We start from the raw sequence: 20,656 nt of genomic DNA on the forward strand, positions 1-20,656 counted from the left end.
CGCCGCTCGGGCACGGTCCGGCTACGAAGGCTGCGGTACGGCTAACGGACGAGCGTGCGCGGAAGTTTCAACTCGCCGAGCAGGAAGCCAGCGAACCCTTTCCCGTACGGATGACGTCCACCGCCTTGGCGGCCTCGTGCAGGGTACCCACCTTGACCAGCCGCAGCCCGTCCGGAACCGCGCCGAGCGCCTCCGGGCAGTTCTCGGCGGGGGACAGGAAGAAGGTCGCGCCCGACTTCTGCGCCCCCACCATCTTCTGCGCGATGCCGCCGATCGGCCCCACCTTGCCCTCGGGGGTGATGGTGCCGGTCCCGGCGACCGCCTTGCCACCCGTCATCGCCCCAGGGGTGAGCTTGTCCATGATGCCGAGCGAGAACATCATGCCCGCGCTGGGCCCGCCCACGTCCCCGACATTGATCTTGACGGTGAACGGGAACTTGTACTTGGCCTGCATGGTCACCCCGACCATGGGCTTGCCGTGCGGCGAGGCGATGGTCTTCAGCGAGACGTCGATCCGCTCCTCGCCCCTGGTGATCCCGAAGTCGACGAGGTCGCCCGGCTTGTGCGCCTTGACCGTGTTGGAGACCATGTCGACGTCCGTGGCGAGCCTGCCGTCCACCGAGTTGATCTCGTCGCCCGGCTTCAGCTTGCCGTCGGCGGGCATGCCCTTCTCGGTCGCGATGACCGAGACGACGGTGCTGTAGGGGATCTTGAGCTCGGTCAGCGCCGCCGCGGTCGCGCTGTCCTGGGAGTTGGTCATCTCCGCGGTGTTCTCCTGCTCGACCTCCTCCGCGGTGCTGGTACGCGGGAAGATGGTCTCCTCCGGCACCACCGCGACGGTCGGGTCGACCCAGCCGCGCAGCGCCGTCATGAGGTCGATCCTGCTGCTCGGCCCGCCCTGGTAGGCGACCGTGACCAGGCTCAGCTTGCCGTCGGTGGGGTAGGTCTTGTGCCCGACGATGGTGATCACGGGCTTGTCGTCGACGGTGCCGATGGTGTTCTCGGTGGGCCCAGGACTCAGCACGACGTACGGCACGGGCAGCCACGCCCCCGTGACGCCGAGGGCGAGCACGAGGAAGCCCGAAACCATCAAGGTCAGTGCGCGTCGCGACATGGTCATGAGCCTAATCGCAGGCGCCGACCCACTCCGTGGACCCGTCGGCGAACTCCTGGTGTTTCCAGATGGGCACCTCGGCCTTGAGCGTGTCGATCAGCTTTCGGGAGGCCTCGAAGGCCTCTCCCCGATGTGGGCCGGCCACGGCCACGATGACCGCGATCTCCCCTAGGGCCAGCTCTCCCACCCGGTGCACGGCGGCGAGCGCGGTGATCGGGTACTCGGCGGCCACCTTCTCGGCCACCGCGCGCAGCTCGTCGGCCGCGCTCGGATGCGCCGAGTAGGCCAGACGGGTCACCGCCTTGCCCTGGTCCTGCTCGCGGACGGTGCCGACGAACAGCGTCGTGCCGCCCGCCGCATGGTCGCCCACGGCGGCGAGCACCTCCTCGACGGAGAGCGAAGTGTCGCGAATCCCCAGCAACCGGATGACGTCCACGAACAAAGCCTACAACCGGCGCTTCTTGCGGACCTGCCGCACGATGGCGGCGGTGCCGATCACCGCGACGGTGGCGCCGGCCGCGGTGAGCGTGGCGTCCTTGCCGGACAGCCGCCTGCCGACCACCGCGTGCCTGCCCTCACGCAGCTCCAGGAGCTGCTCGAAGGCCGCTTCGTTGGTCCACGCCGGCTTCCAGCCCGCCTCGCGCAGCGCCGTGCAGTCGACCACCCACGGATAGACGACGTAGTGCAGGTCGGTGGCGGGGGCGGGGGTGATGCCGAGCCGGTGCAGGCGCTGTGCCGTACCGAAGGTGAGGCCGGCGGGCAGCTCGAAGCGGCGGATGCCGGACAGCTCCTCGACCTGGTCCTGCTCCAGCCAGCCGTCGCTGCCGACGGCCGCGACGCCGGTGATCGCGCCGCGGGCGGCCAGCTCGAGGGCCGAGACCAGGTCGTCGATGTGGCAGAACTGCCAGCGCGGCGAGCAGCCTTTGACGGTGAGCAGGCGGGGGGCCTCGAAGTGCCTGGTGACCACGGTGTCCATGCCGGGACCCACCAGGGCGGCCGGGCGCAGCACGGTCACGTCCAGGCCGGGGTGGCTGCGGGCGGCTCTGCGGACCAGGGCCTCGATCTCCAGGTAGTCGCCGACCACCCCGGTGTCGGGTTCGGCGGCCACGTCGGAGTTCTCCGGGAGCGGGACCTCGTTCTCGGCGACCGCGCCGTACACCATGGCGCTGGTGACGAGCACCACGCGCCGGACGCGCGCGGCGGCGCTCGCGGTGAGGACGGTCTGGGCGGCGCGCAGGTTGTAGGCGCGGCGTTCGGCCGGATCGGAGTCGAGGGCGTAGTCACCGGCCAGGTGGACCAGCACGTCGATGTCGGAGATCCGGTTCGCCAAGAGCGGATCCCGGACGTCGATCACCCGCCAGGTGACGTCCTGGACGTCGCCGCGCTGCTCGTCGATGGCCACCACCCTGCGGAAATCCGCCGACGTGGCCAGCCTTGCGAGTAGTTCGCGGCCGATGCCCGAGGAGGCGCCGGTCACGGCGACGACTGGTTGGCGCGGTCGTTTCGAGGTAGGCACCGGGTCCTCACTTTGCACTGATCCGCCGTAGGACGACTAACGTGGCGGATGTGGACTCCTCCATCCTGCACGAGGTAGAGCGGTGACTGACCTGCCAGGTCGCGAAAACGACCCTAACGAAAACCCGTTCGCCATGTTCGGCGACCCTGAGCAGATGGCTCAGGCGATGCGCCAGTTCGCCGACATGCTGTCGGCGCCGCAGGGTTCAGGCCCTGTCAACTGGGACATGGCGAAGAACATCGCCCGGCACGCGGTGGTCGCCGAGGGCGATCCGAGCGTGATGGAGGGCGAGCGCCGACAGATAGTCGACGCGCTGCAACTGGCCGACCTCTGGCTGAACGAGGCGACCTCGCTGCCCAGCGGCGTGAACAATCCGCAGGCCTGGAGCAGGTCCGAGTGGATCGAGAACACGGTTCCGGTCTGGCGGAAACTTTGCGAGCCGATTGCCGCGCGCATGGTCGAGACCATGGGCGGCACGCTCGGCGGCGCGGGACTGCCGCCGGAGGCCCAGCAGATGGCCGGGCCGCTGATGGGCATGCTGCGGCAGATGGGCGGCATGATGGTCGGCCAGCAGATCGGCCAGGCCCTCGGTTCGCTGGCCCGTGAGGTGATGGGCACGACCGACATCGGCCTGCCGCTGTCCGACACGGCGGCGCTGCTGCCCGGCGGCATCGCCTCCTTCAGCGACGGCCTGGAGCTGCCCGCCGAGGAGATCAGGCTCTACCTGGCGCTGCGCGAGGCCGCCCATCACCGGCTGTTCCAGCACGTCCCGTGGCTGCGGGCGAACCTGCTGGGCGCGGTCGAGGAGTACGCCAAGGGCATCACGGTGGACACCTCGGCGCTCGAGGAGCAGCTGCGCGGCCTCGACATCAACAACCCGGAGGCGCTCCAGGAGGCGCTGAGCGGCGGCGCGCTGCTCAAGCCCGAGGAGACCGAGCGGCAGAAGGCCGCCCTGGCCCGCCTGGAGACCATGCTCGCGCTGGTCGAAGGCTGGGTGGCCACGGTGGTCGGAGACGCGGCCGAGGGCAAGCTGCCGTCGGCGGGCGCCCTGTCGGAGACGGTACGGCGCCGCCGCGCCACCGGCGGTCCCGCCGAGCTGACCTTCGGCACGCTCGTCGGCCTGGAGCTGCGCCCGCGCCGGCTCAGGGAGGCCGCGACGCTGTGGCAGGCCCTGAAGGCCGACCGCGGGATCGACGGGCGGGACGCGGTGTGGTCGCACCCCGACCTGATGCCGACGGCCGATGACCTGGACGCGCCCGACGCCTTCGTCAAGGGCGACACCTCGTGGGACATCTCCAAGCTCGACGCCGAGGGTCCGCAGGATTCGGAGGATGAGTGACGCTGCACGGTGACGCGGTAGCCGTACTCAAGGGGTGGGTGGCGCCGAGCGCCGAGGAAGAGGTTCTGCGCGAGGAGTTCCTGGCGCATCTGGACGGGCACGAGGACGCGATGCTGCGCGAGTGCGTGCCCGGCCACCTCACGGCCACGACCGCGGTGCTGTCGCACGACGGCGCCATGGTCCTGCTGACTTTGCATCCCAAGGCGGGGAAGTGGCTGCCGATGGGCGGGCACTGCGAGGCGTCGGACATCTCGCTCGCCGAGGTGGCGCTGCGCGAGGCCACCGAAGAGTCCGGCATCTCAGGACTTCGGCTACTGCCGGGGCCGCTGGCGCTCGACCGTCACGAGGTCTGGTGCCACCCGCCCCGATGCTGGCACTTCGACGTCGAGTACGCCGCGGTGGCGCCCGAAGGGGCGCAGGCGGTGATCAGTGACGAGTCGCTCGACCTGCGCTGGTTCCCCATCGGGGAGATCCCGCAGCCGACCGACGAGGCCACCCGCCGGCTCGCCAGGCGCGGCCATTTCGCGATGGATTCACCCGTGCTTGGCTAGCTTGGGGGGTACGTGGAGGAGAACCCGGTCGGCGGCACGATCGTGACGCCTCCGCGCCGACGCGGCCGATTCACCAAGGCGCTGCCGTGGCTGGCCGTGACACCGTTCGCGGCCTGGGCCGCCGCCCGAGTCGCGGGCCTCGAACGGGGCTCGCTGCCCACCCAGATCATGACCGTCACGCCGTACGCGGCTGCCGGTTCGCTGCTCCCCCTGCTGCTCGCCGCGCTGACGCGCAACCGCGCGGCCACCGCGCTGGCCGTGGTCACGACCGCGGCCCTCGGCCTCAGCGTCCTCCCCCGAGCCTTCGGTACGGCGGAAGCCGGCACCGGCCGGCCGCTCAAAGTGCTCACCATCAACATGCTGTTCGGCAGGGCGGACGTGTCGGCCATCATGGAACTGGTCAGGAGGTTCGATCCGGATGTGCTGAGCACCCAGGAGCTGACCCCCGGCGCGGTGATCGACCTGGACGAGGCGGGGCTGAAGGATCTGATGCCCCACCGGGTGCTGCAGGACGAGTGGAGCGCGGGTGGCAGTGGGCTGTTCGCCAAGTATCCGCTGACCGCTCTGTGGGATCTGATCCCGCCGGTCGGGCACAAGATGCCCGCGGGGGTGCTGGCGCTGCCCGGCGGCAGGCCGGTCGAGGTGGTGGACGTGCACCCGTACCCGCCGCTGGGCGCGCAGGTGCACAACTGGAACGCGGCCCTGGAGTCCTTTCCCTCCGCCTCCGGCGACACCATCCGGATCCTGGCCGGGGACTTCAACGCCAGCCTCGACCACGCCGCGATGCGCCGCCTGCTCCGCCGCGGCTACAAGGACGCCGCCGACCAGGTCGGGCAGGGGCTGACGCCGACCTGGCCGGCGAACAAGCGCATTCCGCCGATCATCACGATCGACCACGTGGTGGTCGACTCCCGGGTGGGCGTCCGGGCGGTCAGCGTGCACGACGTGCCCGGCACCGACCATCGGGCGGTCTTCGCCGAGCTCATCGTGCCGAGGTGAGGACCCTGGTGTTGTCCCAGCCTTCGAGGCCGGGGTCGAGCCTGGCCAGGTCACCGGGGGTGCGCAGCCGGTGCCAGCCGGGGCTGGTGGCGACCATGCGGCGGCCCGGCGCCTGAGCGCGCAGGGTGGCCACGAGGTCGGGGTCGTCGAGGTCGGGGTCGGCCCACTCCGGCAGGGGGAGGGCGGTGGCGAGGGCCACGGCTCCGCCGTACTCGGCGGGGCAGACCACGACCCGGGCGCGGCCGAGTTCGCGGAACATCTTGCCGATCAGCAGCGGTGGCAGGTCGGGGGCGTCGGCACCGACCACCGCGGCCTGGTCGCCGCCGAGGCGGGCGAGTATCTCTCTCAGCGTCGCCTTCTCGTCGATCTCCACGATCTCGGTGCCGGGCCAGACGAGGTCGTCCAGGCCGGGCACGCTGGTCACCAGGACCGGGGTGACGAGTTCGAGGCCCGCGACCATCTCGTAGGTGTCCTCGGCGATCGCTTCCAGGAACTCGCGCGGGTCGACGCCCTCGGGTGCCGCCGCCGACATGCTTTCGCGCACCAGGACCGCTACGATCCTGTTCAACACTCCTCCGGGGGGCTCTGCGCCGCGGAGGAGAATCCTTCGAGGAACCCGCGCGCCCGCTCCGCCTTGGGATACTGTTCGACCAGGGTCCAGAAGTCCGGGCCGTGGCTCGGCACCAGCAGGTGCACGAGCTCATGGATGATCACATAGCTGATCACCCACTCGGGCAGGCCCTTGAGACGGGTGGAGATTCGGATCGTGCCTGTGTCGGGGGTGCATGACCCCCAGCGATGCTGTTGGTTGTCGACCCAGCGGACGCTCGCGGGGCGGGCCTTGCCGTCGAGGTAGCGGGCGGAGAGCTCGTTGGCCCGGGTGAGCAGGCCCTCGTCGGTTGGTCGCCGTCGTTGTTCCTTGGCTGCCAGCCGATCGAGCATCCGGCTCACCCATTCATCCGCGTCTTCACCGCTCAACCAGGCGGGCAGGAGCACGATCGTCTTGTCACCGTCGCGGTAGGCGGAGACCGTACGCCGGCGACGAGAACTTCGACGGACCTCGACTGTCTCGGGGGGCACATATGCACGTTAGCCGAGACTGACGGAAATCCACAGGGGGTGGCCGCTGTTTTCCCTGGTCAGGATGATTAAGACCCGGTGAATCTGGGCACCCGCCTTTCCCGATGGGCGGCGAGTCCTTCCCGCATGTCAGCCGAGGCCATCGTCACCGGCTGGGCCAGTGCCTCCCAGCGGAGCGCGGCTTCGAGGTCCGTGTGATGCTGGTTCAGCGCCACTTTGGCGAGCCTGGTGGCGACCGGGGCGTTGCCCGCGACGCCTCTGGCGATCTCCATGGCCTCGTCCAGCAGCACCTGCCTGGGGAACGAGCGGGTGACCAGGCCCTGTCGTGCCGCCTCTTCGCCCAGGATCGTCCTGCCTGTGAGAATCATCTCTCTTGCCACGTTGACGCCCGCTCTGATCGGGAGCAGGTAGGTGGCGGCCATGCCGGGGTGCAGGCCCAGGGACGTGAACGGGACCAGCAGTTTGGCGTCGTCGGCGGCGTAGACGAGGTCGCAGGCCAGTGCCAGGCAGAGGCCCGCGCCCACGGCCGGGCCGTTCACGGCGGCGATCGTGGGGACCTCCAGGTCGGTGATCGCCAGCCAGGTGCGGTAGAAGGCGAGCATCCGGTCGCGGAGGGCGGGGACGGACTCCACACCTCGCTCGGCGAGCCAGGACAGGTCGCCGCCCGAGCAGAACGCGCTGCCCGCTCCGGTGACCACCACGCAGCGGACATCCTGGTCGGCCTTGAGATCGGCGATGGCCTGGCGCCATTCGGCGGTCATGGTGTCGGACATCGAGTTACGCCGGTCCGGGTTGTCGAGGGTGAGCACTACTACGCCGTCTGCTTGGTGGTCGACCAGGAGCTCGTTCATGCGGAGAGGGTAGTCCACAGGGCAGGGGCGGGGATTCGCGGTTATCCACAGCCCCGCGGGAAGCCGCTGCGGATCTTGGGTTCGCATGGAAATCTGCCCGCCATGAGACCCCGTCTGAAGCCGGCCCTGCGGCGGATCACCCGTGATGAACGGACACTGCAGTTCGGCGTGCATCCTCGGCGTGCCGTCCTGCTCACCGACCTCGCTCCCCCGGTGCGGGAGTGGGTCGGCAGCCTGGACGGGACTCGGGATCTGCGGGAGGTGATGGAGCGGGCGCGCCGGGTCGGGCTCTCCGAGCGGGCGGCGTTGTCGCTGCTCGGCGAGCTCACCGGGAGGGGGTTGCTCGACGACGCCTCCGTGCCCGCGCCCGCGTTACGAGGTCTCAGCCTGGCCGAGAGCGATCGCCTTCGGCCTGAGCTGGAGGCGCTGGAGTGCCGGGTGGCGGACCAAGGGGCCGTGCCGTCCAGCCGTGCTCTCGCGCAGCCGCTCGCCTCGGCCTTTCCCCGAAGGCAGGCGGCGCGGGTGCGGGTCTACGGCGCGGGACGGGTCGGCGCGCCGATCGTCGCGATGCTCGCCGCCTGCGGAGTCGGGGAGATCCGGGTGATCGATCCCGGCCTCGCCAGGGCGGAGGACCTCATGCCCGGCGGCCTGGGCTGGAGCGAGGTGGGCATGCCGCGCCAGGACGGTGCGGCCGTCGTGGCCCGCCGCCTGATCGGTCCGCCTCACCCGGCCACCCCGCCTCATCCGGCCGTGCCTCCCAGTCGCGCGGCCGGGTCGTCTCGGCGTCCTCGGGCCGCGGCTCTTCCCGGGCCTCGGCCGTCCTCGGTCGCCGTGGGCGGCGGAGCTCAACTGGGCGACGGTTCGCAACGCCCGGACCTCGTGATCCTCGCCCCAGTCGGCCCGCTCGACAACCTGCTGGTGAACGAACTGGTCTCGCTGCGCATCCCGCATCTGCTGGTGAGCGCGTTCGAGGGGTACGGCTCGGTGGGGCCGCTGGTCGTGCCGGGGGAGACGGCGTGCCTGCACTGCCTGGATCTCACCAGGCGCGACCGCGACCCCGACTGGCCGATCGTCACCGCGCGGCTCGGCGGCTACCCTGCGGGAGAAATAGCCTGCGACACCACTCTCGCGACACTGGTCGCGTCTCTGTCCGTCGGTCACGCGCTCGCTCATTTGGAAGGCCAGGGCACTCCTGTGACAAACGGCACAATTGACGTCATGCCTGATTGGCAGTGGAGACGCCGGTCGTGGGCGGTACATCCGCATTGTCGTTGCTTCCGAAACTTGTTTGGTGCGATAACAATGGTCACGTCAGGTTCGTGCAGCTAACGGGCTTGGAGCCCATGGGTCCGACCGCGAAGGGGGGAAAGCGGTGTCTCGGCGAGACTCCGCGTAATCATGGTGAGTGATCTTCCACGCCGTGCCGTCACGCGGTCCGCCAAACTGGCCACGCTTCCCCTCAGTTTCGCCGGGCGTACCGCTCTCGGCCTGGGCAAGCGCATCGGTGGCAAGTCCGCCGAACTCGTCGCGCAGGAGATCCAGCAGCGCACCGCCGAGCAGATCTTCAAGGTGCTCGGCGAGCTCAAGGGCGGGGCGATGAAGGTCGGCCAGGCGCTGTCCATCTTCGAGGCCGCGCTGCCCCCGGAGATCGCCGGGCCCTACCGCGCCACACTCACCAAGTTGCAGGACTCCGCTCCCCCGCTGCCCTCGGCCACCGTGCACCGTGTGCTGACCGAGCAACTGGGCGACGACTGGCGGGAAAACTTCCTGTCCTTCGAGGATCGGCCGACCGCCGCCGCCTCCATCGGCCAGGTGCACAAGGCCGTCTGGCACGACGGCAGGACCGTGGCGGTGAAGATCCAGTATCCGGGCGCGGGCAAGGCCCTGCTCGGCGACTTCAACCAGCTCTCCCGCCTGAGCAAGCTGTTCGGGGCGCTGCTGCCGGGCCTCGACATGAAGGCAGTGCTCGCCGAGCTGCGCGAGCGCATCGCCGAAGAGCTCGACTACCTCCGGGAGGCCGAGGCGCAGCACGCCTTCGCCCTGGAGTTCCAGGACGACCCCGACTTCCACATCCCCGGCGTCATCGCGGCCAACGAGCAGGTGCTGGTCACCGAGTGGATGGACGGCACCCCGCTGTCCCGCATCATCACCGAGGGCTCCCAGGAGGAGCGTGACCGGGCCGGGCTGCTGCTCGTCCGCTTCTTGTTCTGCTCCCCCGCCCGGGTGGCCATGCTGCACGCCGACCCACACCCCGGCAACTTCCGCATGCTGGCGGACGGGCGGCTCGGGGTGCTCGACTTCGGCGCGGTCAACCGGCTGCCGGACGGGTACCCGAAGGCCTTCGGCATCCTGACCAGGATCTTCAACCAGGGTGACATGGGGACCGTGGTCGAGGGGCTGCGGAAGGAAGGGTTCATCCAGCCGCACATCGAGATCGATCCTGACGCGCTGCGTGGATTCCTGGCGCCCTATGTGGAGCCGACCGCCGTGGAGGAGTTCACCTTCACCCGCGAATGGCTCCAGGCCCAGGCCGCCAGCGTCGCCGACCTCCGCCCCACGAACGTGGTGCGCCAGCTCAATCTTCCGGTCACCTACGTGCTCATCCACCGGGTGCACGCGGCAGGCGTAGGCGTCCTGTGCCAGCTCGGGGCCACGGCTCGTTTTCGCGACGAGGTCATCCGCTGGGTCCCCGGCTTCGCCGACGACGAGCCCCTCCCCGTTCCCTGACGCAGCTCTGGCCTGAGGGTGGGCGGCTTGCACCCACAGGGCCGGCCTGGCGGTGAGGTCAGGAGGCGGTTTGAGCCGCCGGTGGGGCGGCGAGGGTGGACCGGGTGCCCCAGGAGGTGAAGCGGATGTCGCTGGTCTTCTTGCTGGGGCCGAGGGCGCCGTCGTCGGTCCAGGCGGTGACCAGGCGGGTGGGCAGACCGTTCTTGGCGGTCCACAGCTTCCACGACACCTTGACCGCCGCGGTTTTGGCGCTCAGGGCCTTGAAGTTGGCGGCCCGGTAGGCGGGTGAGACCTTGAACAGGGCGCCGAGGGTGATGGCTCCCTTGCGTACGCCGGCGGCCGTACCGCTCGTGGTGGAGAGGACGGCCTTGAGGGTCGCGGGCTCCAGGATGAAGACGGGGGTGAAGAACGGGCTTCTGGCGCCGGGCTTGCTCGGGAGCCTGAGCCACTTCATGCCCTTGGGCAGGGCTTCGGCGATCGCGCCGCCGGACTGGTAGGTGTACGGGCCGATGGAGAGGGTGCGGATGGGTTTGTCCATGAGGTTCGTGCTCATGGAGTAGTCGAAGCCGGTGACGCCGTCTGGGGCGAACTGGACGACTCCTCTGCGCTTGCCCTTGTTGAACTGCTCGCCGCCGGTGGGCTGGGATCTGGCGTGCCTGCGCAGGACCAGCCGACTTGATGGGCGGCAGGCGCTGAGGGAGTACGGCGTGGACCCGGACGATCCCGGTCTCAAGGTCATGGCGGAGGCGCGGGATCTGCAGGCCACGTTGTGGATGATGGCGAAGGCGATCCGATTCCCCGATCACCTGGCCCGGGCGGAAGCCGTACTGGATGACTGGCTTGGGGGCGCGTGAGGTCGGGGCGGGGTGGGTAAGCGGAAGGCCGGGTGCGCGTGGGGCACCCGGCCTTGGGGGTTCACCCGGGGGTGAGGTCCTGCGCCGGCGGCAGGACCTCACCAGGCGGGTGGTGGCGCTCCGCTCATGCCTGGGCTAGCAGGGCGCGGCGCAGGCGGTCGGTCGCCTTCTGGACGTCGCGGCGGGCGCGCTCGAGGCGCAGCACGCGGGACGCCAGGCGATACTCCTCCGCCTCGCGGTGAAGGGTATGTATTCGGTCGTTGATCAGTTCTTGGTGCAGATACGACATTTCAAAGCTCCTACCAGCGATGCTGTTCATGTGAGGGGTTCCGTTCTTGCTCTCGAAGGGGCGGGTGGATCAGGCGGCTACGGGGGTCTTGCGAGGACGGCCGCGGGGCCTCTTGCGGGGAACGACGGTCCCGCGCAGGATGAGCTCGCCGCCCCAGACGCCCCACGGCTCCTCGCGCTCGAGCGCGCGGGCCAGGCAGGCCTGCTGGATCGGACAGCCACCGCAGAGCGTCTTGGCGAACTCGACGTCTTCCGGCGATTCGGCGAACCACAGGTCGGGGTCGGTACGGCAGGGGATCTTGGCTTCGTCGATCAGGTCCATGATCGTCTTGGCCCCCATCTGCTTCTCCTTCTTGTTGATCTTGTTCGTTTACCTCAAGTGGTGGTAGGGGGATCACGGACAAACAAAGAGGCCGCGGATCCTGTCTGCGGATCCGCGGCCTGGAGGCTGATGTTGCCGGTCAGGTTATGACCGGTTCATCCCTCCAGGGATGCGGACCGCGCAGTCCACCGTTGGTGATCTGCTGGGTCGGCGCTGCTGCAGCGCTTGCGTGGAAGCCAAAGGCGCCGAAGTAGGCGGACTTCTGGCTCGGGGCAAACTGCTCCTGGCGGAGCTTGGCCGGGCCATCGGCGAGCCTGATGACGACGGCGACGTCAGGGCATGCGAAGGCGACCCGCGTGGTCGACAGGTTCATGCTGATCACAATGGTCACCTCCACTCTCTGGATCGTCGGACAGGACCGTCCGACTCGCTTGTCCATGACCCTAAACCGGGAAGCCGGGAAGGGGCAACATATTTTCTACCTGCAGATTTACGGGTTCGTCACGCGGATCATGCACTCCTGCACCACGGACACCGCGAGGTCTCCGGAGGGCGTGAACATCTGTCCGCGCGCGAGCCCGCGCGCTCCCCCTGCCCAGGGGGACTCCTGAGCATAGAGCAACCACTCGTCGGCCCTGAACGGGCGGTGGAACCACATCGCGTGATCCAGCGAGGCGCCCATGATGTTGGAGGCTCCCCAGGCCAGCCCGTTGGCCAGCAGAACCGTGTCGACCAGCGTGTAGTCGGAGGCGTAGGCGGCCAGCACCACGTGCAGCAGCCGGTCGTCGGGCAGCTCGCCCGCGCAGCGGAACCACACGTTGGTCTCGGCGCTGCGCAGCGCCGGGTCCCGCTCCGCCTCCCAGGTGAGCGGCGAGACGTAGCGCAGGTCGACCGGCCTGGGCTTGGCCAGCCAGTCCTGCCACGCCGGGTCCTCGCCGAGGAGCGGCTGCATGCGCTCGGCATACGTCGGCACGGAGTCGGGGCCGGGGACCTCGGGCATCGCCGCCGCCTGGTGGTGCACCCCCTCCTCGTGGATGTGGAAGGAGGCCGACATGGTGAAGATGGCCTTGCCGTGCTGCACCGCCACGACTCTGCGGGTGGTGAAGGAGCGCCCGTCCCGCAGCCGCTCGACGTTGTACACGATCGGGATCGACGGGTCGCCGGGGCGGATGAAGTAGGCGTGCAGCGAGTGCACGTCACGATCGGACGGCACGGTACGGCCGGCCGCCACGAGTGCCTGGGCCGCCACCTGGCCGCCGAACACCCGCTGGTGGCGCTCCTCGGGGCTGCGTCCCCGGAAGATGTCCAGCTCGATCTGCTCCAGGTCGAGCAGGTCGAGCAACTCCTTGAGCGCTTCGTTCACGCCGGTTCTCCTCCGCGGCAGATGGTCAGCACGGCGTCGCCGTACTTGTCCAGTTTGACGCGGCCGATGCCGGTGATGGACAGCAGGTCCTGCTCGGTCGTGGGCGCTCGTTCGGCGATGGCCTGGAGGGTGACGTCGGTGAAGATCACGTACGGCGGGACCTTGGCCTCCTTGGCGGTGGCGGTGCGCCAGGCCTTGAGGCTCTCCAGCATGGACTCGTCGTAGTCGGCGGGGCAGGTCGAGCAGCGGCCGAGCTTCTGCTCGGCGGCGATCACCAGCGTCCTGCCGCACACCCGGCAGTGCACGGGGGCGGCCACGGCCCGGCGCTCCCGGGGCGCGGCGGAGCGGATGGCGGCCGCCGGGCGGCCGGTGAGGCCGTCGAGGAAGCGGGAGGGGCGCCTGCCCTTGCGCCCGCCGGGAGCGCGGGCCAGCGCCCACGACAGGCCGAGGTGCGCGCGGGCGCGGGTGATGCCGACGTAGAGCAGCCGGCGCTCCTCCTCGATCTGCTCGGGCGTCTCGGCGTAGACGATCGGCATCATCCCGTCGGTGAGCCCGACCAGGAAGACGGCGTCCCACTCCAGGCCCTTGGCGGCGTGCAGCGAGGCCAGGGTCACGCCCTCGACGGGCGGCGCGTGCTGCTCGGCGGCGCGGCGCTCCAGTTCGACGATGAAGTCGGGCAGCGCGGCGCCCTCGGCGGCCATGTCCTCGGCCAGGTCGGCGAGCGCCTTCAGCGACTCCCACTTCTCGCGGGCCTTGCCCCCGCCGGGCGGCTGCGGGGTGAGGCCGACGCCGGCCAGGATGTGGTGGACCTCGGAGGCCATCGGCTCGCCGGAGGCGGAGCGGGCGGCGCCGCGCAGCAGCACCACCGCCTGCCGTACCTCGGGGCGTTCGAAGAAGCGCTCGGCGCCGCGCAGGACGTAGGGGATCTCGGCCTTGGTGAAGGCCTCCTCGTACGCCTCCGACTGGGCGTTGACGCGGAACAGCACGGCGATCTCGCGGCTGGACACGCCCTGGTCGATGAGCTTGCGGATGGCGCGGGCGACGCCGGCCGCCTCGGCGGGCTCGTCGTCGTACTCGGTGAAGGCGGGGGCGGGCCCGTCGGGGCGCTGGGCGATCAGCTCCAGGCGGTGCGGGCTGCGGCCCTTGGCCAGCGTCATGTTGGCCAGGTTCACCACCTGGGGGGTCGAGCGGTAGTCGCGGACCAGCTTGATCACCGCGGCCTTGGGGTACTCGACGGCGAAGCCGGTCAGGTAGCGCGGGGTGGCGCCGGTGAAGGAGTAGATGGTCTGGTTGGGGTCGCCGACCACGCACAGGTCGTCCCGGCCGCCGAGCCAGGTGTCGAGCAGCAGCTTCTGCAGCGGGTTGACGTCCTGGAACTCGTCGACGACGAAGTAGCGGTACTGCTGGCGGATCTGCGCGGCCACCTCGCGGTGCTCGGTCATCACCGCGGCGGTCAGCTCCAGGATGGTCTCGAAGTCGACCAGGTGCCGCTCACGGCGGATCCGCTCGTACGCGTCGTAGAGCCTGGCCACCTCCTCGGCGGGCACCGGGGGCGTGCGGTGCGCCTTGGCCGCGGCGGCGACGTAGTCCTCGGGGCCGACCTGGGTGACCTTGGCCCATTCGACCTCGGCGGCGATGTCCCTCAGCTCCGACCGCTCCGGGTTGCGCCTGATCGACCGGCAGGCTTCGACGATCAGCGGCAGCTTGGACTCGATGACGGCCGGCGCCGAGCCACCGATCACCCTCGGCCAGAAGTAGGTGAGCTGGCGCAGCGCCGCCGCGTGGAAGGTGCGCGCCTGCACGCCGGGCGCGCCGAGAGCGCGTAGCCGCTGCCGCAGCTCTCCGGCGGCGCGGGTGGTGAACGTCACGGCCAGCACGCCGGAGGGCTCGACGACTCCGCTGCGCACGGCGTGCGCGATGCGGTGGGTGATCGCTCTGGTCTTGCCCGTGCCCGCCCCGGCCAGCACGCAGACCGGGCCGCGTACGGCCTCAGCCACCTCGCGCTGTTCGGGATCGAGCCCGGCCAGAACATCGTCGACCTCCACGCGGCCCTCCTCTCGTAGGCGAACATCTTCGCAGCAGGTGGCGGGGACCGCTCCATTCTGGCAACATGCCGCCGTCACCTTGTTTCATCCTCGCCGAGATGCGAGAAGTAGGTCATTTCCCCCACAATGGGGCCCGACCGTACTCCGGGGGAAGGGAAGGCCTGTGCGACCAGCGGTAATCGTGAGTGCTCTCGCGCTCGCTGCCGTAGCGCTCACACCTGTGACGGCGCACGCGACCAAGGACCCGACCCCGTCCCCCACCCCCACGCACATGTTCAACGAGAACGGCGTCGGCGGCATCCCGGTCGAGACCGTCTCCTACGGCCCGCACAACCGCCAGACCATGGACGTGTGGTGGACCGCCGACGGCATGGAACGCCCCGGTGTCTTCCTCGTCCACGGCGGCTGGTGGTCCAGCGGCGACAAGAAGTACATGGCCGAGATCACCCGCGGCTACGCCGAACTCGGCTACACGGTCTTCAACCTCAACTACCGCCTGTCCACCGACGCGGCCTGGCCGGCGCAGCGCACCGACGTGCTCGACGCCATCGCCACCGCGCGCAGGCACGCCGCCCGCTGGTCCTTCGACCCGAAGAACTACGTCGTCGTCGGCTTCTCCGCCGGAGGCCACCTGGCCGCGTCGGTCGGCACGTACGGCAACGGCCTGCAGGGCCTCAAGGGCGTCGTGGGCGTCTCCCCCGTGACCTCGCCGCTGCGCGCCTACCACGACGGCGCGAACACGACCGACGTGGCCAAGCGCAGGCTGCGCGAGTCGGCGATCACGCTGGCCGGCGGCTGCGAGCCCAAGGGCAAGTGCTCGCGGATCTGGGCGAGCATGGAGGTGTCCTGGCACGCCAGCCGCAAGGACGCGCCGATGCTGGCGGTCCACTCGAAGGACGAGTTCGTGCCGCCCGCGCAGAGCCAGGTGCTGAAAGAGATGCTGGGCCAGGTCGGCGTCCCGGTGACGATCTTCACCTCGCCCGGCATCCAGCACAGCTCGGCCCTGTACCGCGAGCCCGGCGTGGCCGAGCGCGTCCAGAACTGGGTCGCCGACCGGACCCAGTGACGCGGGCGCCGATCGTCGCCTCGCCATCACCGTCCCTTCACCCAGGGATTACGAACGCCTCTCACGTTGTTGCACCGAGCGCCTGTTCCTGATCCCGGAGGGAAGACTCATATGGCGCTCACGATCTACACCACCACCTGGTGTGGTCCTTGCAAGCGGCTCAAGAGCCAGCTCAGCCGCGAAGGCATCACCTACAAGGAGATCGACATCAACGCGAACCCCGGTGCGGCGGAGTTCGTGATGAGCGTCAACAACGGTAACCAGACGGTGCCCACGGTCGTCGTGGAATCCCCGAACGGCCGTGTCGTCCGCACGAACCCCTCCGTGATCGAGGTCAAGGCCCTGCTCGCCCGAGTCAGCGCCTAGACGGCGAACACAGGAGCCCCGGCACCACGAGGTGGCCGGGGCTCCCGTTCGCCTGGGTTCACCAGTCGCCGGTCAGGTGGTCGCCGTACCACGTCTCGATGAGGCGGCGGGCGATCGAGACCGGGGGCGGGAGTCGCACCTCGCCGGTTTCGAGGGCGTTCAGGAGCTCGGCGCGGGAGAACCAGCGGGCCTCGGCGATCTCGTCGAGGTCGAGGGTGAGCTCGGTGGTCAGGGAGCGGGCGAAGAAGCCCAGCATCAGACTGCGCGGGAACGGCCAGGGCTGGCTGCCGAGATAGCGGGGGCTGACCACATGCAGACCCACCTCCTCGGCCACCTCGCGCACCACGGCGTGCTCCAGCGACTCCCCCGGCTCTACGAACCCGGCAAGGATGGACAGCCGCCCCTCGGGCCACTGGGGGCCGCGGGCGAGCAGACAGCGGTCGTCCTCGTCGCGGACGAGCATGATGACCGCGGGGTCGACGCGCGGGAAGTGCTGGCTGGCGTCCCGCGGGCAGACCCGGATGTGCCCCCCGGCCCGCACGTCGGTACGGCTGCCGCAGCGCGGGCAGAACTCGTGCGTGCTGTGCCAGGCCTCCAGGGCCACCGCGTACACCAGGAGCCCCGCGTCGCGATCGCCCAGCAGTGCGCCCACCTGGCGCAGCCCGGCGGAGAACTCCTCGCCCTCGGCGGTCTCGTCGAGCCGCATCGGCGCCACGGTCCGGCCGTTGAGGTCGGCCAGGGCGGTGCCGGGCAGCGGGGCGGCGACGGCGAAGTAGGGGACGTCGTCCTCCACGCCGAGCAGGTAGCGCTCGCCCTTGGGGGCGTCGCGGGTGGCGAAGAGCACCACCTCGACCTCGTCACCCACCCGTCTGACCAGGGTGCGGCCCTCGTCGATGAGCAGGACCCTGGCGGCCGGGTCGGCCCAGGAGCGCTCCAGCCACGCGTTGTTGCCGCGCAGCATCGACGAGCGGTCGATCGTGCCACGTGCGAGAAGCAGGGGGCCCAGCAGTTGTTCTTCGGCCGTTGTCTCCACGCGCCATGTCCTCCCCGGATTTCCTGTGACATCCTATGCCCGCTGCGTGACGGCGGAGAGCCGTCTCCACCGTCACGCAGCGCGCTGGTGTCAGCGGGCGAAGACCACGATGTTGTCCCGGTAGCTGCGCCGCCGGGTGTCGAAGGTGCCGCCGCAGGTGATCAGCCGCAGCTCGGCGTCGGGGGTCGGGCCGTACACCTGCCTGTCCGGGAGCTGTCGCTTCGGGTAGCGGGCGATCTTGGAGACCCGGAAGGCGATCGTGCTGCCGTCGGCCCTGTCCACCAGGATCCGGGCGCCCTCGCCGAGGCGGCGCAGGTCTGGCGGGTCATGACTCCCACTTTAGAATCGCTTGCGGGAGACCCCGGTGAGAGCAGGATGAGAAGGCTCTCATTTATCGGTCGATTACTCCGTCCCGGCAACGTGATGATCTCTATCAAGCTAGGATCCGGTGAGTTAGGTTAGCCTTACCTGATTCGGGGGTGTCCACGCGTTGCGGCTCTACCTGACCGCGCTCAAACCGACTGACTCGGTGACCGACGGGTTCCTTCCCGCCGCCCGCGCCCTGGGCTGCGAGGTGACCGTCCTCACCGACCGGCCCGAGCGGCATCCCGGCGCGGTCGGCTGCGACGTGCGCGACCCCCGGGCGCTGATCGACGCCATCGCCTCCCTGGGCCGCCCGGACGCGATCTTCTCCAACTCCGACCACCTGCAGGCCGAGACCGCGCTGGCCGCCGACTACTTCGGGCTGCCCGGCAAGGACTGGCGGGCCTGCCTGGCGGCCAAGAACAAGTACCTGATGCGCGAGCGGCTGGCCGAGGCGGGAGTGGAGCGGGTCGCCTCGGTCCGGCTCGCGCCGGGTGACCCGGTGCCGGAGGGCCTGCCGTACCCGCTGGTCGTGAAGCCCCGGGAGGGGGTGGCCAGTGAGGATGTGGTGCTGGTCGAGAAGGATCTGGCGGGGGCTGTCGCGGCGGTGCGGAGGCGGCGGCCGGGGGCGGCGCTGGTGGTGGAGGAGTACCTCGAAGGGCCGTTGCGCACGCTGGAGACGCTCGGCGACGGGGAGACGACGCGGGTGCTCGGCGGGTTCAGCACGACGCTCGGGCCGCTGCCGTACTTCGTCGAGGAGCGGCTCGACTGGGCGCCCGACGGGCCGCACGAGCATGTGCTGGCCGCGCTCGGCGCGCTCGGCGCCGGGTTCGGCGCCTGCCACACGGAGTACGTGGTGACGCCTTCGGGGCCGAGGATCGTCGAGGTCAACTACCGGGTGATCGGCGACCACTGCGACTTCCTGCTGGCCGACGTGCTCGGGGTGCCGCTGTTCGAGCTGATCCTCCGGGTCCACCTGGGCGAGCGGCTGCCCGACCTGCCCTCGCCCACCCGGTACGGCAGCGCCGTCAGCATCGTCGCCGACCGGTCCGGGACGATCACCGCCGGGCCCGGGGTGAGCGAGGTGTCGCACGGGGATCTCACGCTGTGGCATCGCCCCCTGCGCGCGGTGGGCGACCGGGTCGAGCGGACGCACACCAACCGCGACTACCTGGGCGTGGTGCGCGCGGTCGGGCCCGACCGGAGGAGCGTCGACGCGGTCATCGCCACGTTCCGCGCCGAGCGGCCGTGGGTGATCGCGTGAGCGGGTCCCCGGTGTGGCGTACGGCCGGCTCGCGCGAGCCGTACCTCGCCGCCAGGGTGCTGGACGCGCTGCTGCGCGAGAACTACGGCGGCCTGGCCGCCCAGGTGAGCCGGAGCCGCCAGGGGGTGGCGCTGGAGCTGGCCGACGGGCGGTCGGTGCGTCTGGTGCCCGGCACGCTGTTCCAGGACTTCGTCGTCGCCCCCGAGGAGCGGCTGGGCCTGGAACAGGTCCTCGGCACGCTGGCGGAGATCGCCGACCCGGCCGACACCGACGGGGTGCGCGCCTTCTTCGAGGAGTGCGTGCAGGCGCTGCACGCGCTGGAGCTGCACGACGCCCACCGGGAGGCGGTGCTGGCCAGGCTGGCGGGCGAGCGGACGCTGATCGCCTACGAGTCGCTGGCGGCCTTCGGCGACCATCCCGTGTACCCGACCGCCCGCGCCAGGGCGGGGCTGACGGAGGCCGAGCTGCTCGCCTACGCGCCCGAGTTCGCCCCCTCCTTCGAGCTGCGCTGGGCGCTGGTGCCCGGCACGTTCGAGACGCCGCCGTGGTGGCCGTCCTTCGAGCGGGTGGGGCTGGAGGAGCGGCCGGGGGTGACGCTGTTCCCGGTGCATCCGCTGACCGTGGGACGGCTGGAGGTGCCGGTCGCGCCCCTGCCGTACCTGACGGTCCGGCCCACGCTGTCGATGCGGACCGTCGAGGTCGCCCCGCGCACCCATCTCAAGCTGCCGCTGCCGACCAGCACGCTGGGACGGCTCAACCGGCGCTCGATCAAGCCCTCGACGCTGGAGGACGGCGCCAGGGCCGAGCTGCTGCTGCGCCGCCTGGCCGGGCCCCGGGTGCTGGTCGCCGGGGAGCAGCTCTTCGGGCACGCCGGGGACGAGTACCTCGGCTGGCTGGTCCGCGAGCTGCCCGAGGGCGAGATCGTGCCGGTGGCCGCGCTGCCGATGCTCCTGGACCGGCTGCCCCCGGGAACGCTGGAGGACTACCTCCGGCTGCTGCTGGAATGGAACGTCACCCTCTTCGTCCGCTACGGCGTCGCGCTGGAGGCCCACCAGCAGAACCTCTCCGTCGTCCTCTCCGACGACGGCCTCAAGCTGCTGGTCAAGGACAACGACGGCCTGCTCGCCTCCCCCGTGAGGCTGGCGGCGGCCGGGATCGAGGCGCCCGCGTTCGCCGACGCGCGGATGCTCACCGACGACCCGCACGCGCTGGCCGACCTGTTCGTCACGGTCACCCTGCACCTGGCCGCCGCCGCGATCGTCTTCGGCGCGCTGCCCAGAGCCGAGGCGGCCGAGCTGCTGCGCGACACCCTCGCGACCGCGCTGGCCGAGCACGGCGACGACCCGATGGCCAGGCTGCTGCGCGCGCGCACGCTCGACGCGGCCCGGCTGACCGGCAAGTCGATGATCACCGCGGGGACGCTCATGGCCAAGGAACGGTCCGGCGCGCGCGACGTCAACAAGTTCTACGGCACCAGCGGCCCCAACTACCTGCGACGTTGAGGAGAACTCGATC

Annotated in this window: 24 protein-coding genes; 10 read left to right on the forward strand and 14 right to left on the reverse strand. The window is 70.5% G+C overall.

Translation table 11 applies throughout. The annotated features are described in order from the left end of the window. Nucleotides 1–67: 67 nt before the first annotated feature. The 3 genes from ABZ911_RS13600 to ABZ911_RS13610 are packed head-to-tail and all read right to left on the reverse strand — an operon-like array spanning nt 68 to nt 2,630. Nucleotides 68–1,114, reverse strand: a complete 1,047-nt coding sequence (locus tag ABZ911_RS13600) for a S16 family serine protease (protein ID WP_358054853.1) — start codon at nt 1,112–1,114, stop codon at nt 68–70. Between the two features lie 10 nt (nt 1,115–1,124). Continuing rightward, on the reverse strand, nt 1,125–1,550 hold the full coding sequence (locus ABZ911_RS13605) for a molybdenum cofactor biosynthesis protein MoaE (RefSeq protein WP_358054854.1): 426 nt from the start codon (nt 1,548–1,550) through the stop codon (nt 1,125–1,127). A gap of 9 nt (nt 1,551–1,559) precedes the next feature. Continuing rightward, a complete protein-coding gene (locus ABZ911_RS13610; protein ID WP_358054855.1) occupies nt 1,560–2,630 on the reverse strand; it encodes an NAD-dependent epimerase/dehydratase family protein in 1,071 nt (356 codons plus the stop codon). Nucleotides 2,631–2,763: 133 nt separating this feature from the next. Here ABZ911_RS13610 and ABZ911_RS13615 point away from each other — a divergent pair, with 133 nt between their 5' ends. From ABZ911_RS13615 to ABZ911_RS13625, 3 genes are read left to right on the forward strand one after another with little or no spacing between them, the layout of a single operon-like run. Beyond that, nucleotides 2,764–3,969: a zinc-dependent metalloprotease gene (locus ABZ911_RS13615; protein WP_358054856.1), complete on the forward strand. Its 1,206-nt coding sequence runs from the start codon at nt 2,764–2,766 to the stop codon at nt 3,967–3,969. Next, nucleotides 3,966–4,520 (forward strand): NUDIX hydrolase, encoded by a 555-nt coding sequence (locus tag ABZ911_RS13620; protein WP_358054857.1) that lies wholly within the window; start codon nt 3,966–3,968, stop codon nt 4,518–4,520. Before ABZ911_RS13615 ends, ABZ911_RS13620 begins: the two co-directional genes overlap by 4 nt. 12 nt (nt 4,521–4,532) lie before the next feature. Further along, entirely contained in the window at nt 4,533–5,519 is a 987-nt protein-coding gene (locus ABZ911_RS13625; protein WP_358054858.1) for an endonuclease/exonuclease/phosphatase family protein, read from the forward strand. Here ABZ911_RS13625 and ABZ911_RS13630 read toward each other — a convergent pair. The 3 genes from ABZ911_RS13630 to ABZ911_RS13640 form a co-directional block, all read right to left on the reverse strand. Further along, nucleotides 5,503–6,087, reverse strand: coding sequence for a DUF2064 domain-containing protein (locus tag ABZ911_RS13630; RefSeq protein WP_358054859.1), 585 nt, complete (start codon nt 6,085–6,087; stop codon nt 5,503–5,505). The two genes, ABZ911_RS13625 and ABZ911_RS13630, sit on opposite strands and share 17 nt — an antisense overlap. Further along, on the reverse strand, nt 6,084–6,599 hold the full coding sequence (locus tag ABZ911_RS13635; RefSeq protein WP_358054860.1) for a M48 family metallopeptidase: 516 nt from the start codon (nt 6,597–6,599) through the stop codon (nt 6,084–6,086). Before ABZ911_RS13635 ends, ABZ911_RS13630 begins: the two co-directional genes overlap by 4 nt. 68 nt (nt 6,600–6,667) lie before the next feature. After that, nucleotides 6,668–7,450, reverse strand: coding sequence for an enoyl-CoA hydratase-related protein (locus ABZ911_RS13640; RefSeq protein WP_358054861.1), 783 nt, complete (start codon nt 7,448–7,450; stop codon nt 6,668–6,670). A gap of 102 nt (nt 7,451–7,552) precedes the next feature. On the opposite strand from ABZ911_RS13640, the gene ABZ911_RS13645 reads away from it, so the two are divergent. After that, nucleotides 7,553–8,779: a ThiF family adenylyltransferase gene (locus ABZ911_RS13645; RefSeq protein WP_358054862.1), complete on the forward strand. Its 1,227-nt coding sequence runs from the start codon at nt 7,553–7,555 to the stop codon at nt 8,777–8,779. A 72-nt stretch (nt 8,780–8,851) separates the two neighbouring features. Continuing rightward, entirely contained in the window at nt 8,852–10,177 is a 1,326-nt protein-coding gene (locus tag ABZ911_RS13650) for an AarF/UbiB family protein (RefSeq protein WP_358055348.1), read from the forward strand. Between the two features lie 58 nt (nt 10,178–10,235). On the opposite strand, the gene ABZ911_RS13655 is transcribed toward ABZ911_RS13650, so the two are convergent. Next, nucleotides 10,236–10,910, reverse strand: a complete 675-nt coding sequence (locus ABZ911_RS13655) for a hypothetical protein (protein WP_358054863.1) — start codon at nt 10,908–10,910, stop codon at nt 10,236–10,238. On the opposite strand from ABZ911_RS13655, the gene ABZ911_RS13660 reads away from it, so the two are divergent. Next, nucleotides 10,885–11,031 (forward strand): hypothetical protein, encoded by a 147-nt coding sequence (locus ABZ911_RS13660; protein WP_358054864.1) that lies wholly within the window; start codon nt 10,885–10,887, stop codon nt 11,029–11,031. The genes ABZ911_RS13655 and ABZ911_RS13660 overlap by 26 nt on opposite strands. A gap of 124 nt (nt 11,032–11,155) precedes the next feature. On the opposite strand, the gene ABZ911_RS13665 is transcribed toward ABZ911_RS13660, so the two are convergent. The 5 genes from ABZ911_RS13665 to ABZ911_RS13685 all read right to left on the reverse strand — a co-directional run bounded on the left by ABZ911_RS13665 (nt 11,156) and on the right by ABZ911_RS13685 (nt 15,049). Beyond that, complete coding sequence (locus ABZ911_RS13665; protein ID WP_358054865.1) at nt 11,156–11,350, reverse strand: hypothetical protein; 195 nt, start codon at nt 11,348–11,350, stop codon at nt 11,156–11,158. Between the two features lie 39 nt (nt 11,351–11,389). Continuing rightward, nucleotides 11,390–11,659 (reverse strand): WhiB family transcriptional regulator, encoded by a 270-nt coding sequence (locus tag ABZ911_RS13670; RefSeq protein WP_358054866.1) that lies wholly within the window; start codon nt 11,657–11,659, stop codon nt 11,390–11,392. Nucleotides 11,660–11,780: 121 nt separating this feature from the next. Further along, entirely contained in the window at nt 11,781–12,038 is a 258-nt protein-coding gene (locus ABZ911_RS13675) for a hypothetical protein (RefSeq protein WP_358054867.1), read from the reverse strand. Nucleotides 12,039–12,131: 93 nt separating this feature from the next. Further along, complete coding sequence (locus ABZ911_RS13680; protein WP_358054868.1) at nt 12,132–13,004, reverse strand: acyl-CoA thioesterase II; 873 nt, start codon at nt 13,002–13,004, stop codon at nt 12,132–12,134. After that, complete coding sequence (locus ABZ911_RS13685; protein ID WP_358054869.1) at nt 13,001–15,049, reverse strand: ATP-dependent DNA helicase UvrD2; 2,049 nt, start codon at nt 15,047–15,049, stop codon at nt 13,001–13,003. Before ABZ911_RS13685 ends, ABZ911_RS13680 begins: the two co-directional genes overlap by 4 nt. A 220-nt stretch (nt 15,050–15,269) precedes the next feature. Here ABZ911_RS13685 and ABZ911_RS13690 point away from each other — a divergent pair, with 220 nt between their 5' ends. Beyond that, nucleotides 15,270–16,115 (forward strand): alpha/beta hydrolase, encoded by an 846-nt coding sequence (locus tag ABZ911_RS13690; protein WP_358054870.1) that lies wholly within the window; start codon nt 15,270–15,272, stop codon nt 16,113–16,115. 111 nt (nt 16,116–16,226) lie between these two features. After that, nucleotides 16,227–16,481, forward strand: coding sequence for a mycoredoxin (locus ABZ911_RS13695; protein ID WP_358054871.1), 255 nt, complete (start codon nt 16,227–16,229; stop codon nt 16,479–16,481). Between the two features lie 58 nt (nt 16,482–16,539). On the opposite strand, the gene nudC is transcribed toward ABZ911_RS13695, so the two are convergent. Together nudC and ABZ911_RS13705 are read right to left on the reverse strand one after the other, a co-directional pair. Continuing rightward, nucleotides 16,540–17,514 (reverse strand): NAD(+) diphosphatase, encoded by a 975-nt coding sequence (gene nudC, locus ABZ911_RS13700; protein ID WP_358054872.1) that lies wholly within the window; start codon nt 17,512–17,514, stop codon nt 16,540–16,542. 90 nt (nt 17,515–17,604) lie between these two features. Next, nucleotides 17,605–17,829, reverse strand: coding sequence for a sortase (locus ABZ911_RS13705; RefSeq protein ID WP_358055351.1), 225 nt, complete (start codon nt 17,827–17,829; stop codon nt 17,605–17,607). A gap of 175 nt (nt 17,830–18,004) precedes the next feature. Here ABZ911_RS13705 and ABZ911_RS13710 point away from each other — a divergent pair, with 175 nt between their 5' ends. Then, nucleotides 18,005–19,141, forward strand: coding sequence for a siderophore biosynthesis protein (locus ABZ911_RS13710; RefSeq protein WP_358054873.1), 1,137 nt, complete (start codon nt 18,005–18,007; stop codon nt 19,139–19,141). Further along, the gene (locus ABZ911_RS13715) at nt 19,138–20,643 is read left to right on the forward strand and encodes an IucA/IucC family protein (RefSeq protein WP_358054874.1); all 1,506 of its coding nucleotides are present in this window, start codon (nt 19,138–19,140) and stop codon (nt 20,641–20,643) included. Before ABZ911_RS13710 ends, ABZ911_RS13715 begins: the two co-directional genes overlap by 4 nt. Nucleotides 20,644–20,656 lie beyond the last annotated feature (13 nt).

Origin of the sequence: Nonomuraea sp. NPDC046570 (assembly GCF_040645915.1) — a bacterium.
GTDB lineage: Bacteria > Actinomycetota > Actinomycetes > Streptosporangiales > Streptosporangiaceae > Nonomuraea.